General features: G+C 61.9%; 11 protein-coding genes. 3 read left to right on the forward strand and 8 right to left on the reverse strand.

What is annotated here, in order from left to right:
- Positions 1–20: 20 nt before the first annotated feature.
- The gene (locus tag RUH64_RS12530) at positions 21–539 is read left to right on the forward strand and encodes a type II toxin-antitoxin system PemK/MazF family toxin (RefSeq protein ID WP_313813788.1); all 519 of its coding nucleotides are present in this window, start codon (positions 21–23) and stop codon (positions 537–539) included.
- A gap of 169 nt (positions 540–708) precedes the next feature.
- On the forward strand, positions 709–969 hold the full coding sequence (gene rpsT, locus RUH64_RS12535) for a 30S ribosomal protein S20 (protein WP_313813790.1): 261 nt from the start codon (positions 709–711) through the stop codon (positions 967–969).
- A 123-nt stretch (positions 970–1,092) separates the two neighbouring features.
- On the opposite strand, the gene holA is transcribed toward rpsT, so the two are convergent.
- The 6 genes from holA to RUH64_RS12565 all read right to left on the reverse strand — a co-directional run bounded on the left by holA (position 1,093) and on the right by RUH64_RS12565 (position 9,461).
- The gene (holA, locus tag RUH64_RS12540) at positions 1,093–2,085 is read right to left on the reverse strand and encodes a DNA polymerase III subunit delta (protein ID WP_313813792.1); all 993 of its coding nucleotides are present in this window, start codon (positions 2,083–2,085) and stop codon (positions 1,093–1,095) included.
- 34 nt (positions 2,086–2,119) lie between these two features.
- Entirely contained in the window at positions 2,120–4,390 is a 2,271-nt protein-coding gene (locus tag RUH64_RS12545) for a ComEC/Rec2 family competence protein (RefSeq protein WP_313813793.1), read from the reverse strand.
- A gap of 10 nt (positions 4,391–4,400) precedes the next feature.
- Positions 4,401–5,054 (reverse strand): ComEA family DNA-binding protein, encoded by a 654-nt coding sequence (locus RUH64_RS12550; protein WP_313813794.1) that lies wholly within the window; start codon positions 5,052–5,054, stop codon positions 4,401–4,403.
- Positions 5,055–5,069: 15 nt separating this feature from the next.
- The gene (locus RUH64_RS12555; RefSeq protein WP_313813795.1) at positions 5,070–6,008 is read right to left on the reverse strand and encodes a DegV family protein; all 939 of its coding nucleotides are present in this window, start codon (positions 6,006–6,008) and stop codon (positions 5,070–5,072) included.
- A gap of 40 nt (positions 6,009–6,048) precedes the next feature.
- Positions 6,049–8,538, reverse strand: coding sequence for a leucine--tRNA ligase (leuS, locus tag RUH64_RS12560; RefSeq protein WP_313813796.1), 2,490 nt, complete (start codon positions 8,536–8,538; stop codon positions 6,049–6,051).
- 182 nt (positions 8,539–8,720) lie between these two features.
- Positions 8,721–9,461 (reverse strand): phosphotransferase, encoded by a 741-nt coding sequence (locus tag RUH64_RS12565; RefSeq protein ID WP_313813797.1) that lies wholly within the window; start codon positions 9,459–9,461, stop codon positions 8,721–8,723.
- Positions 9,462–9,535: 74 nt separating this feature from the next.
- Between RUH64_RS12565 and RUH64_RS12570 the strand changes: the two genes are divergently transcribed.
- The gene (locus RUH64_RS12570; RefSeq protein ID WP_313813799.1) at positions 9,536–11,185 is read left to right on the forward strand and encodes a DUF222 domain-containing protein; all 1,650 of its coding nucleotides are present in this window, start codon (positions 9,536–9,538) and stop codon (positions 11,183–11,185) included.
- Between the two features lie 75 nt (positions 11,186–11,260).
- Here the strand turns inward: RUH64_RS12570 and glpK are convergent, their stop codons facing one another.
- Together glpK and RUH64_RS12580 are read right to left on the reverse strand one after the other, a co-directional pair.
- Positions 11,261–12,781, reverse strand: coding sequence for a glycerol kinase GlpK (glpK, locus tag RUH64_RS12575; protein ID WP_313813802.1), 1,521 nt, complete (start codon positions 12,779–12,781; stop codon positions 11,261–11,263).
- A 30-nt stretch (positions 12,782–12,811) separates the two neighbouring features.
- Positions 12,812–13,540, reverse strand: a complete 729-nt coding sequence (locus tag RUH64_RS12580; RefSeq protein WP_313813803.1) for an MIP/aquaporin family protein — start codon at positions 13,538–13,540, stop codon at positions 12,812–12,814.
- Between the last annotated feature and the right edge of the window lie 45 nt (positions 13,541–13,585).

The raw sequence follows: 13,585 nt of genomic DNA on the forward strand, positions 1-13,585 counted from the left end.
ACGCTGGTAGTTTGTGGATCATGGCTTTGAACTTAAATAAGATCTTCGAGTTCCTCAAGAAGACACTCAAGTCGCTTGCATCCTCCGATTCAAAGGGTTCGGATGCGAGTCGCACGACCACAACTGCCGGCAAACCAGCCGGTGCAGCAAAGTACCCAGGCGACTTCCATGGCGTAGTCCACTACGAGTACAACCCGAACAAAAACGGCAGCGCAGATCCCGGTGAGATCGTCTGGGGCTGGGTCCCGTTTGAAGAAGACCACTCTCAGGGTAAGGACCGTCCGGTGCTTATCATCGGACGAGACGGCAAGTGGCTCCTTGGGCTGATGCTGACCAGCAAGGATAAGAATAATTCTGCACATCACAACCCGAATTACCTTGATATCGGAACCGGTGCGTGGGACCGAGAACGCCGCCCAAGCGAGGTGAAACTGGACCGCATCATCCGCGTTTCGCAGAGCACGGTACGTCGCGAGGGAGCAATCCTCGAAGAAAAGCGTTTCAAAACTGTGGTGAACGCCCTAAACCAGCACGGATAATCGCTCGCTGGAAACTCGCGTTTCTGCTAAAGTTAATTCTTGTGTGTCGCGCAGGTTGGGCGACACGCCCCCTTTAGGTCGCCATAGGTGCCCCACACCGCTCAGTCGATGGCCTGAAGGATGAACCCTCTACCGACCGTATAAGACGATAAACGAGAGAGTTTATTAAGTGGCAAACATCAAGTCCCAGAAGAAGCGCATCCTCACCAACGAGAAGGCACGCCTGCGTAACGTAGCTGTCCGCTCCGAGGTTAAGACCGTAATCCGCAGCGTCAACGACGCAGTGGTTGCCGGTGACAAGGAGAAGGCAACCGACGCTCTGCGTTTGGCTGGCAAGAAGCTGGATAAGGCTGTTAGCAAGGGTGTTCTGCACAAGAACAACGCTGCTAACCGCAAGTCGGCTCTGGCCAAGAAGGTTAACGCCCTCTAAGCGCAGCTAGACTTCTTCAAAACCCTCGCATCCACAGGATGCGAGGGTTTTGTTTTTCTGACAAGTTCTTGAGCATCAACTACCCGCCCGAAGTAGGATCTTTGGGCGGGTAGTGCTGGGTTGCTAGTTTCGTGGTGCTCTTCCAGCGATGAACAGCACGGCGTGTTCAAGGGCATAATCAGGGGATTTTCCCCCGCCCTTGACCATATGATCGGTTTCCGTGATTGTTTCGATGCAGGCCACCAGGTCGGTTCTCTTCCAGCCCCTGGCTTGTTGCTGCGCTTGCTGAACCTGCCACGGCGCCATGCCTAATTCAGAGGCAAGTTGCGCAGCCGGTTCATTGACCCCAAGCACCTTGGCCAGCTGACGTGTCTTCATTGCCAGGGTCGCGACGATGGGGATCGGATCGGTCCCGGTATTCAGTGCGTGGCGCAGAGTGCGCAATGCCAGCTGGGCGTTGCCCGCAATCGCTGCGTCTGCCACCTTGAAGGCGGTAGCCTCAACCCGTCCGCCGTAGTATTTATCTACTAGGTCTTGGTCGATGACACCGGTGGTATCTTGGATCAACTGCGCGCAGCTTGACCCGAGTTCTGCCAGCGAGTTTCCGACAGCCGCAACCAATGCCTTGACCGCATCGTTGGTGATGCGTCGTTTGGCGGCCTTGAATTCGGCACTGACAAACTCGATCTTCTCCGCATCCTTTTTCAAGGGCTGGCAATTCACGACGACTGCACCGGCCGCCTTGATGGCATCGATGAGTTTTTTGCCGCGCGTTCCGCCGGAATAATGGAGGATCAATACGTTTTCAGCGGCTGGATCCTTGAGGTAGTTGCTGGCGTCTTTTAAGAAGTATTCGTTCATGGTCGCCAGATCGTGCACTTCTACGAGGTTTGCACTGGAAAACAACGAAGAACTAGTTGCGAGCAGCAACTCCCCCGGTTCGTAGCTCTGGGCATTCAGGCGCGTCTGTTGAATGTCTTCACGTCCGGCAGCTTGCTGACGCAATAGTTCAAATGCCCGGGAGGCAAGGTACTGGTCGGTTCCCAGCAGCAAAATCAATGGGGCTGGGGTGATCTGCCTCCATGAGATCCCGGGGCTGGTTTGGGCGCGTGCCATCGAACTCCTTAGTGCCGCGTGCAATACCTCTAGCCTACCGAACCGGGGCGCCTAACGACGCGGTATGCACGCCGTCTGAAGCGATGCTAAGCACCACAGTCCCCAGCTGATCGGTGCGCAATACTGTGGCGCCCTGAGCCTTGGCGGCATCTACGATTCCTGGGTTGGGGTGGCCGTAGGTATTCTCGGCGCCCACCGAAATCAAAAAGACCTTGGGATCGATGGCTTCAACGAGCTCAACTCCGCCGTTGCGCGCACCATGATGCGACGCCTTCAGGATTGCGGCCGGTGGCTGAGGGTGCGTGGCCAGCAGTCGGTGCATTGCCTCTTCTTCCATGTCTCCCGCGCTGAAAAATTCGACGTTTCCGGTGGGTGTGGAGAAACTAAAGCGAAGCACCAGCGAGGTGTCGTTGGACTCGGCATACTTCAACCCCTGCGGATCGGGGCCGATCACCGTGTACTTGACTGCAAGGTCCGTACCGCTGTCGCCTGGCTGCAGCACCTGGGGGTTCTTCCACAGGTGGGATGGAAATCCACCGGATACCAGCCGCTGCCCAATGAGAATCCCCGAATTTTCCAGATCCGGTATTCCTCCGCGATGATCGTTGTCTGCGTGGGTGATGAAAACCTTTGACAATGTCTTCACATTCAACTGGGCCAAGCAGGAAAGCAACGGGGAGCCGGGCGGCCCGGTATCGATCAGCCAGGCGTCCTGTTCTCTGGTGTGGACCAGCAGTGCATCACCCTGGCCGACGTCGCACATTGCTATATTCCAGGGCTGGTCTGTACCTTGAGGCCACCAAAGCGTCGCCGGCAGCACCAAGGCTGTCAGAAATACCGCCAGCACACTCATTCCAAGCTGAGCTGTGCGCCTGATGCGCAGCCGCTCGGTTTCATGCCCGAGCACCACCAGTACCGTGAAGATGAGGGCAACCCCTGCGGCCAGCACCATCCCGGAGACTCCGGCAGGCCATGGCCGGGCGGCGCCGGGTAGCATGATGACCCATCGAGCGATCTGCCCGATGAATTCGGCCGGCCAACTGATCAGCCAACTGAGGGCAAAAGCCACAGGCGGCATGGGGGTGCAGAGCAACACCGCAGCCACCCCGAGGATCGTGATGAACGGAAGCAGCGGTGCTACCAGGAGATTTGCTGGCAAAGAATAGAGGCTGAAATTGCTGTTCAATGCGATCACCACCGGAAGGCAGGTGAATTGTGCGGCGCAGCAGATTGCGGTCATTTGCGCCAAAGTCTGCGGCACCGCCCTGCTGAAAGCCGATGTGAGGGCCGGCGCCAGCATGATGATTCCTGCCGTGGCCAGCACCGACAGTGCGAAGGCAGGGTCGCTGGCCAGACCGCGGTCGAGCAGCAGCAGCGCACTGGCGCAGAATGCGAGGATGCTCAAGGTGCCTTGACCACGCCCAGAAAGCAGTGAAAGGCTGGCAACCGCTCCCATTGCGCCTGCCCTCAAGACGCTTGGGTCGGGGCCGACGAAAACAACGAAGGCTGCAAGAACGCCAATCAGTATGAGGGTGCTCAGCACCCGCGGGAGGGTGAACAGCCGCAGGATCAGCATGACGATGGAGCCGATCAGCGCGATGTTCGATCCGCTTACGGCGGTCAAGTGGCTCAGTCCACTACCCTTCATCGCCTCTTTGAGTTCTTCGTTCTGCCCCGACCGATCGCCGTAGAGTATGCCCGGAAGCAGTCCCCGTGCATTCTCGCTCAATGGCTCAAGCTGGGTGCTGAACCTTGCCTTGAGGTTCTCGATCGGGCCCTGCTCATGCCTGCTCAGCACCGCTATTCGTGTGTCTGTGTGCACCCACCAGGCGAACTTTCCGGAACCCTCGGCAGGCTGGAGTGTGGCAATGGCTGAGAACACGTCGGTGTCATCGGGCGGTGCCTCACGCAGGCTGATATATGCAGACATGGTGCATTGGCGCCAGCCCTCCGCGTCGTAGAAAGCCACGATCCGCCCGCTCCCGGAAAACTGGCCGCGATCGGTGGGCGTTGGCGGGGTGTCGAATGCGAGCTGCACCCGCCGCTGCTGCTCCCCCGCAACCGGCAGGCCGCACTCGCTGGCGCCCAGCCCCACCCCGGCCACCGCCAGGGACGCCAATAGGAGCAGCAGCGGACCGGTGAACCACGGCGCCGCGTAGCGCTTGTCGTGGCGTTGGCGCAGCAGCAGTGCGAAGAGCACCGCAAAGAGCACAATTGCCGCCAGCATCACCGGCCACGCGGGCTTGAGCAGTGCCGTGAGCCATGCGCCGGCCAGGAACCAGAGTCCGCGAAAATCGGTATTCATCGGCCCGTACTCACGGTTCGGCCAGACCTTCGAGGTTCGCCAATATCGACGGCCCGATCCCGGAGACCGCATCCAGGTCCGCAACCGAGGTGAACGGACCGTTCTTGGTCCGGAAGTCGATGATGCGTTGGGCCAGGGAGGGGCCGATTCCCGGTAGCTCCTGCAATGCGTCGGCATCGGCGGTGTTCAACGACACTTTTCCGCCGCTGCTCTCCGACGCCGCATCCGCGCCTTGGCCTCCCGTCGCTGTGGCCCCCGGCAGCACCACCTGCTGCCCATCGACGAGCAGGGCTGCCAGGTTCAGTCTTTCCGGAACGGCCCTTTTGGTCATCCCACCGGCCGCAGCGATGGCATCGACGATGCGGGAACCGGCAGCCAGCTGGTAGACGCCCGGCTTCTTTACCGCGCCGACCACATGCACGGTGAGCGCAGCCGGTGTCGCAGATCGGCCAGGGTCTGATTCCTCGGCAGGAGTGCCCGACGGCGAGGAGACCAGCGGCAGGGTATCCAACTGGGTGCTTTTCGGCGGCGGGGCGAGCAGGATCGAAAGCCCGATCCAGCCGAGCACGATGAGCACCAGCACGAACACCGCCACACGCGAGACGGCAAAGCGGAGCCGCGACGGGCGTGGCGCGTACCTGCTGAAGAAGTCATGGCGCCCCATGGGCCCCAGTGTGGACTAGTTCGCCGCCTGCCCCGGCTGCTGCGCTTCCGCCTGTGGATACAGCGGGGCAACGGAGACTCCCAGCACCCCGATGCCGGTATGCGCCGCGAGCACCGCTGGCAGCGATTCGATGAGCACCGGGCCGTGGGCGTAGGGGTGCAGCTCGTCGGCGATTTCGTGGGCCAGTTCCAGCGCGCCGAAATGCATGACGCCGATGCGGACCGGGCCTTGGGCCCGCAGCGCATCACGCTGGGCCAGGGCAACGAGCCGGGCCTGGGCGCGGGCGAAGGAGCGCGGCTTTTCGATGGGTGCAATGGCGCCGTCGAGGATGCTCAGGATCGGCTTGACGTTCAGCAGGCTGCCGAACACCGAGGACACCGCGCTGATCCGTCCCCCGCGGCGCAGGGTGTCCAGGCTCGGCACTGCGAAGTAGACGGTGTTTGCCGTGGCGCCGGAGGCGATCTGTTCGAGCATGGCCAACGGCGCCCCGGCGGCCCGCGCCTCAAGCACGTCGGCGATGGCAAAGCCCTGCGGCATGGCAACGGTCTTCGAGTCGATGACAGTGACGGGCACCGGTGCACTCCCGGCGGCAAGCCGGGCGGCGTCCGCGGTGCCCGAAAGCCCCGTCGAGAGGTGGATGGAGATGATCGATTCGCAGCCGGCGGCCGCCAGCTGCGCGTAGGCGCGGGTGAACTCCCCCGGCGCCGGGCGCGAGGTCTTTACGCTCTTGCCCATGGCCAGCCCCATCATCAGCGCGTTCACATCCTCGCCCTGCACGTCGTCGTCGACGATGATCGGGATGCCCAGTTGGATGAAGTCCTCGCTGTCAAGCAGCTGCGCGGGCAGGCAGGAGGCCGAGTCACTGACCACACCAATCCGGGCGCGCGAAAGCCCACGCGGAGCCAGCCATTTGGGCAGCCAACCTCCACGTGGGCTTTTTGCACGTTCATTCATGTAGCAAAGCTTACGGCACTTGGGCCGTTGATCTGCAAACTTATGGTGCTGGGACCACGTTCACGAGCTTCGGCGCACGCACGATGACCTTCAGCGGCTCCTTGCCGTCCAGCATGCGCACCACTGCCTCATGGGCCAGGGCCTGCTCGCGCAGCTCGTCCTCGGTGATGTCCACCGAGACCTCCAGGCGTGCCCGCACCTTGCCCTTGATCTGCACGACGGCGGTGATGGTGTCATCCACCAGCAGCGACTGATCGACCTGCGGCCAGGCGCTGGTGACGACGCTCGGTGCATAGCCCAGCGACTCCCACATGTCCTCGGCGGTGTACGGGGCGAACATGCTCAGCAGCTGGGCGACGACGGTGGCCGCCTCGCGCACCGCAGGATCAGCGGCCCCGGCACCGGAGTCGATGGTCTTGCGGGTCGCGTTAACCAGCTCCATGGTCTTGGCGATGACCACGTTGAACTTGCCCGAATCCAGCAGCGCGGCGGATTCGTGCACGGTGCGGTGGGTGACCTGGCGCAGCGCCTTGTCCCCGGCCGCGTAGTCCACGCCTGCCTCGCTGTCGGTGTCCTGGGCAATGCGCCAGGCGCGGGCCAGGAACTTCTGCGAGCCCGAAGGGGAAACGTCGGCCCAGTCCACATCGTCCTCGGGTGGCGAGGCGAAGACCATGGTCAGGCGCACGGCATCCACGCCGAACTTATCAAGCTGCTGGCCCAGGTCCACGCCGTTGCCCAGCGACTTGCTCATGGCCTTGCCGCCGTTGAGCACCTGTCCCTGGTTCAGCAGCGCGCCGAAAGGCTCGGAGGCGTCGACCAGGCCCAGATCATGCACAACCTTGGTGAAGAAGCGTGCGTAGAGCAGGTGCAGGATCGCGTGCTCCACGCCGCCCACATACTGGCCCACCGGCATCCAGTCGCGCACCGCCTTCGGGTCGAAGGGGCCTTCGGTGTAGTTCGGCGAGGTGAAGCGCAGGAAGTACCAGGAGGAATCCACGAAGGTGTCCATGGTGTCGGTGTCGCGCTTGGCATCCGCCCCGCAGGTCGGGCAGGCCACGTTGACCCAGTCCTCGGCGGCGGCCAGCGGGCTGGTACCTTTCGGTGCCAGCTGTTCGCCGCGCAGGTCATCCGGCAGGCGCACTGGCAGCTGATCCTCGGGAACCGGCACCTCGCCGCAGTGATCGCAGTGGATGATCGGGATCGGGGTGCCCCAGAAGCGCTGGCGGCTCAGCAGCCAGTCCCGCAGGCGGAAGTTCACCTTGTGCTCGCCGGTGCCGGCGGCTTCAACGATTTCGATGGCCTTGGCGATGGCGTCCACCTTGGTCAGGCCGGTCAGCTCGCCGGAGTTGACCAGCTGACCCTCGCCGGCGGTGGCGATGCCGGTCTCATTTGGGTCTTCCAAACCGGTGTCGACAACCACGCGCACCGGCAGGTCGAAGGCGCGGGCGAAGTCAAGGTCGCGCTGGTCGTGCGCCGGCACGGCCATGATCGCACCGGTGCCGTAGTCGGCCAGCACATAGTCAGCGGCCCAGATCGGCAGCTTCTCGCCGGACAGCGGGTTGATGCCAAAGCGCCCGGTGAACACACCTGTCTTTTCGCGTTCGGTGGACTGGCGCTCGATTTCGGAGAGCGCCTTGACCTGCTCCTGGTATTCCTCCAGGGCGGCGCGGTGCTCGTCGGTGACCAGCTCGCCGGCCAGATCGGCGTCGGCGGCGACCACCATGAAGGTGGCGCCGTACAGGGTGTCGGGGCGGGTGGTGAAGACCGGGATCTTTACCGAAGGCTTGTCATCCTGTGCCTCGATTTCGAAGGTGACCTGGGCGCCCTCGGAACGGCCGATCCAGTTCTTCTGCATCAGCAGCACGCGCTCAGGCCAGTGGCCCTTGAGCTGCTCCATGTCCTCAAGCAGGCGGTCGGCGTACTCGGTGATCTTGAAGTACCACTGGTTCAGCGATTTCTTGGTCACCGGGGTGCCGCAGCGGTCGCAGACGCCGTTGACTACCTGCTCGTTGGCGAGCACGGTCTGGTCCTTCGGGCACCAATTGACCGGGTGGTCCTTGCGATAGGCAAGGCCCTTCTCGTAGAACTTGGTGAACAGCCACTGGGTCCAGCGGTAGTACTCCGGATCCGAGGTGTGCAGGCGGCGGGACCAGTCGGCCGAGATGGCGTAGCGCTTGAAGCTGCGGGCCTGGGTCTCGATGTTCTTGTAGGTCCATTCCTTCGGATGCTGGTTGTTCTTGATCGCAGCATTCTCTGCCGGAAGCCCGAAGGAGTCCCAGCCGATCGGGTGCATGACATCATAGCCGCGCAAGCGCCAGTACCGTGCGACGACGTCGCCCATGGCAAAAGCCTCGGCGTGCCCCATGTGCAGGTCGCCCGAGGGGTAAGGGAACATGTCCAAGACGTAGCGGCGTTCACGCGAGCCGTCGTCGGCGGGCTTGAACACCTCTAGCTCGTCCCAAACCGATAGCCACTTGGACTCGATGTCCTTGAAGTCGTAGGTTCTGGTCTCGTTCGTCGATGATGTCACTGAGCTCTTCTCACACGCTTGCGGAAAAATTTCCTGACGGAAAAACTTGTATTTGTATCCAGACACAACAAAAGCCCCCAAATTTCCACTCGGGGGTACGGCCATTGGCCGTGCTTAGACTAGGTTGCTCGCTGAATGCATGCCCCGATTCTATCGCAGTTCTGCGCACGCACGTGCATTGGTTAAACCGCTGCGCCCAGTACCACCCGATGCGCTATCAAATACCGATACACGCCGGCCCAGTGCTGGCCGTGGCCCTGGGTATACATCGAGCCCCAGGGCTCGATCCCCGCCTCGTGCGATGAGCGCAGCAGCTCGTGCATCGCTGCAACCCGCGCGATCATCGTTTCCATCAGCCGATCGGTCAGCTCCGCCTCGGCCCGATAACCGTGGACGAACGCGCTCAGGCGCCCTGCAGCCTCCCTTGGATCGGCGGATGGGTCGTTGACCGCGAAGCTCTGCGCCGCGTAGGCAAGATCCCACAGGCGGGTGCTGGGCGCCGCGGCATCCCAGTCGATGAATACCCATTGATCCGCGAGCACCAGGTTCCACGGAGCTAGATCGTTATGGCACATCAGCTGCTGATCTGGGGCGGCGATCGGCGTGCAGAATTGATCCGACTGCTCCCAGCGGAATTCGGCGCTGGCATCGTGGATTTCCCGCACCATGGCGCCGGCCCGCCGCAGCTCTGGACCTCCGAATTCGGTGCAGTCCATGGCCAGCGTGCCGTCAATATACTCAAGGTTTTGCCTGCCGAGCTCATCGAACCCGTAATGTGCTGGCACCGGCACGTCGCGTCGGCGAAGGAATTCCATGTAGCGCATCACCACAGGGGTGGATGCAGTCGCCGGCTTGCGCACGCTGGCACCGACGCGCACCACAACCCCGCTGGCGTTGCCGCCGCTTAGTTCAATTTCCTGCATATGGCCAGCTTAGGTTATCCACAAGCAGCGGCGTCCACCCCGCTGTCCGCCGCGGGGTACCACATCCTAGGAGCATGAACTACCAGGCCTATCTCAACGCGCTGCACCTTCTGTGCGCGACGCCCCTGCAGCTGGGAGCGCAGCTGAGCTGTGCCGCTCTGTTGCGGCTGGGTGAAATGTGTTTGAGCCTCTTCACGGCCATCGGCGACGTGGTTCATGATCGTCAGGATCCCCGCTTGAGCCTGGCCTATGCGCAACTGGTCGAAATTTTCGCCCGCAGGGTGCACCGCGAGCAGCTTGCCGCCGCCCTGGATCTAGAAGTCAGCGGCGCCAATGCACTAAGCCTTCCGGTCCTGGACTCGATTCGTAGGGGCGACGCAGATTTCAGCGAAGAGCCGGAGCGGACGCAAGGCAAACCCTGCTACCGCAGCGCCGAGGATCTTCTGGCGGCCTGGCTGCACATCAACTATTTCGCGGCTGCCGCCAGATTTTCCGACGCGCACTTGCTCGTCGGCAGACGGACTGTGCAGGGCACCGTGGCGCCGCCGCGCATGCCGAACCTGGCAAGGCTCTGCGAAGCCGGGGCCACTGATCCGCAACAGCTGATATCCACCGCGCGCAAGTTGGCGAAGCTGGAACCGAAGGACCTGATTTTTGAAGGAACGCAGATCGATTTGCAGGCAGAAGACGAGGACGGGGTCCTGCTGGAAGAACGCTGTGCACAGAACTTGGCGTCTCTGGGCCCGCGTTCTGCCCGCAAACAGATCAGCACGGCGCTTTCGCACTATATTTCGCAGCACAGCGAAGAGCTCCCGCCGCCGCGGGGACTGTTCATCGGCCCGGTAAAATTAGGTGTGCATGAATTCAAGTTGCGCACTACAGCGGCTCAAGCACAGGTGCTGCACTCGATTATTGCCCAGGCCTCTTCTCGCCGCACCGAATCCGGACGCAACGCCGGAACTAGCCAGCCCGGGCCGGAGCCTTCGGTCCCCGAGTGGCTGATTGCCGATGCGCCCATGCCCGAATGGGCCGCGCCGTATGCATCAGAAGACCCAAGACCGGCGGGAGCGTACCCCGAACAGCAACCGGCCAACGACGCCGAGGCTGAAGTGGACCCGCCGCTGCGCAAGCTCAACGCCGTGATGGCTAAACTCGGCAGCAGGCCCGGCGCTGGAGATTCGACTTGCATCACGCCACGGGTCGTCGTCTACATGTGGCTGCACGACCTGTACCACCTTGCCAGAACCCACGGGATCACCTCGAATTCCGTGCGCATCCCACCTGGGGAACTGCGCCGGATTCTGGCAAGCGCGAATATCATCCCCATTGTTTTGGGCGGAAACTCGCAGCCGCTGGACGTGGGCAGGGCCAAGCGATTCCACGTCGGTGCGATCAGAACCGCCATTATGGCCCGCGACCGCGGCTGCATCGTCCCAGACTGCACCACTGCACCGGATCAGGTCGAGATCGATCACTACAAACGCCCTTGGGCTGAAGGCGGTACGACGAGCGTCGACTCGGGTGCCGCGATATGCACCGATGGGCATCACAGCCGCCATGTGGGACAGATCAAGATCGTCGATGTTGGGGGCCTGCCGCATGTCATCCTGCCAAAACACATCGACCCCGAGCAGATTCCTCGTCGCAACACCTATTGGGACGGGCTGCAGTTGGGCGATGCCCCGGACTATCCAGGCCCGATCGAAGACGAACCGCCTGGCTGACGTCCGTGCTCAACGGCAGCCTTTAAACAGCTTAAGGTCCGGGCGCTGCCGGACCTTAAGCTAGAACTTGATTAGTTAGGCCTTGGTGTCTTCATCCACCCAGTCGAAGGTTCGAGTGACAGCCTTCTTCCATAGGCGGAGGCTGCGTTCGCGTTCTTCCTCGGCAAGGGCGGGAATCCATCGTTTGTCCTCGGACCAATTGGCTTCAAGCTCCCCAAGATCCTTCCAGAATCCGACGGCCAGTCCGGCCGCATAGGCGGCGCCCAGCGCGGTGGTTTCCGTAACCTTCGGACGAACCACCGGAACCCCCAGGATATCTGCCTGGAACTGCATGAGCTGCTCGTTGGCGACCATGCCGCCGTCGACCTTCAACTCGGTCAGCGGCACCTCCGCGTCGGCGTTCACCGCGTCGAGGACCTCGCGGGTCTGGAATGCTGTCGACTCCAGCGCCGCGCGGGCGATGTGGTTCTTGTTCGCGAAGCGGGTCAGGCCCACAATTGCGCCGCGCGCATCGGAACGCCAGTAGGGGGCAAACAAGCCTGAGAATGCCGGGACGATGTATACGCCGCCGTTGTCCTCGACCTGGTTCGCCAGTTCTTCGATCTCCGGCGCGGTGGCGATCATGCCGATGTTGTCCCGTAGCCACTGCACCAGGGAACCTGCCACGGCAATTGAACCTTCCAGCGCGTACACGGGCGCGGAGTCACCCAACTTATAGGCCATGGTCGTGATCAGTCCGTTGCTGGAATTCACAATCTCGGTGCCGGTGTTGAAGATCAGGAAGCAGCCGGTGCCGTAGGTATTCTTCGCCGTGCCAGCCGTGAACGCCGCCTGTCCGAAGGTCGCCGCCTGCTGGTCGCCGAGGATGCCGGCTACCGGTACCTCGCGCAACAGCTGGTTGGAAGCGACCGTGCCGTAGACCTCGGAAGAGGACTTGATTTCCGGCATCATGGACACCGGCACACCAAAGTCAGCCATGATCTGTTCATCCCAGCTCAGTGTTTTCAGGTCCATGAACAGGGTGCGCGACGCATTGGTCACGTCGGTGACGTGTACACCACCCTCGGGTCCGCCCGTCAAATTCCACAGGACCCAGGTATCGGTGGTTCCGAAAAGCAGGTCACCCGACTCGGCCCGCTCGCGGGCGCCTTCGACATTATCGAGGATCCATTTGATCTTGGTGCCGGAAAAATACGTTGCCAGCGGCAGCCCGACGGTCTGCTTATAGCGTTCGATCCCTCCGTCGGCCGCGAGTTCGTCGACAATGTCCTGGGTGCGGGTATCCTGCCACACGATCGCGTTGTAGACGGCTTCGCCGGTATTTTTATCCCACACCACCGTGGTTTCACGCTGGTTGGTAATGCCGACGACCTCAATGTCGTGGCGCGTTAGGTTTGCCGTCGACAGGGCGGTGCCGATCACTTCGCGTACGTTGACCCAGATCTCTTCCGGATTGTGCTCAACCCACCCCGCGGCGGGAAAGATTTGCTCGTGTTCCTTTTGGCCCACCGAAACGACTTCGCCCGCATGGTCGAAGACGATGGCGCGGGAACTGGTGGTTCCTTGGTCAATTGCGATGACGTATTTTTTGCTCATGGTCAATTAACTTTCTCTTTTTCGATGGGGCTACAGCAGTCCGGCCACGGCTACGCCGCCCAGGGCGCCGCCCAACAGCGGACCTACGACGGGAACCCAGGAGTAGGCCCAGTCAGAAGTACCCTTGTTGGGAATCGGCAGTACCGCGTGGGCAATACGCGGCGCGAGGTCACGCGCTGGATTGATAGCGTATCCCGTAGGGCCGCCCAAAGACAGACCGATGGCGACAACCAGCAGGCCAACGGCCAGCGGGCCGAGCTGATGAGGCGTGCTGCCGAATCCACCGATGACAAATACCAGCACGAAGGTGCCGATGACTTCGGTGACGACGTTCCAACCATAGGAACGGATAGCCGGGCCGGTGGCGAATACTCCCAGCACCTTGCCGTGATTCGCTTCGTCGTCGAAATGCTTCTTATAGGCGAGCCACGCGGTCACCGCTCCGAGGAAGGCGCCGATGAATTGGGCGAGAACGTAGAGCAGTACGTTGACGATGGTCTTGTCGACGCCAGGAGCTAGCTCCGTTGCATCTGAGTTGAGCATGAGCCCGACGGTGACAGCAGGATTAAGGTGCGAACCGGATGGGGCTGAGACCCACACGCCGCAGAACACTGCCAGACCCCAGCCGAAGCTGATGGAGATCCAGCCGGCGGCGCTGCCAAGGGTGCCTTTCATTGATACGTTGGCGCAGACACCGGCGCCCATGAGGATGAGGACAAAGGTTCCGATCACTTCGGAAAGAAACACATGAGTGGACAACGGCGACCCCTAAGTGACTTCGTCTTCGGCCGACGGCGATCTGCC

It is taken from the genome of Glutamicibacter sp., from assembly GCF_032154645.1.
Lineage (GTDB): Bacteria > Actinomycetota > Actinomycetes > Actinomycetales > Micrococcaceae > Glutamicibacter.

Bases quoted from the DNA above. Each gene is read 5' to 3' on its own strand.
- RUH64_RS12550 (WP_313813794.1), bottom strand. From the start codon at position 5,054: ATGGGGCGCCATGACTTCTTCAGCAGGTACGCGCCACGCCCGTCGCGG.
- holA (WP_313813792.1), bottom strand. From the start codon at position 2,085: ATGGCACGCGCCCAAACCAGCCCCGGGATCTCATGGAGGCAGATCACC.
- RUH64_RS12555 (WP_313813795.1), bottom strand. From the start codon at position 6,008: ATGAATGAACGTGCAAAAAGCCCACGTGGAGGTTGGCTGCCCAAATGG.
- RUH64_RS12545 (WP_313813793.1), bottom strand. From the start codon at position 4,390: ATGAATACCGATTTTCGCGGACTCTGGTTCCTGGCCGGCGCATGGCTC.
- RUH64_RS12530 (WP_313813788.1), top strand. From the start codon at position 21: ATGGCTTTGAACTTAAATAAGATCTTCGAGTTCCTCAAGAAGACACTC.
- RUH64_RS12565 (WP_313813797.1), bottom strand. From the start codon at position 9,461: ATGCAGGAAATTGAACTAAGCGGCGGCAACGCCAGCGGGGTTGTGGTG.
- glpK (WP_313813802.1), bottom strand. From the start codon at position 12,781: ATGAGCAAAAAATACGTCATCGCAATTGACCAAGGAACCACCAGTTCC.
- RUH64_RS12570 (WP_313813799.1), top strand. From the start codon at position 9,536: ATGAACTACCAGGCCTATCTCAACGCGCTGCACCTTCTGTGCGCGACG.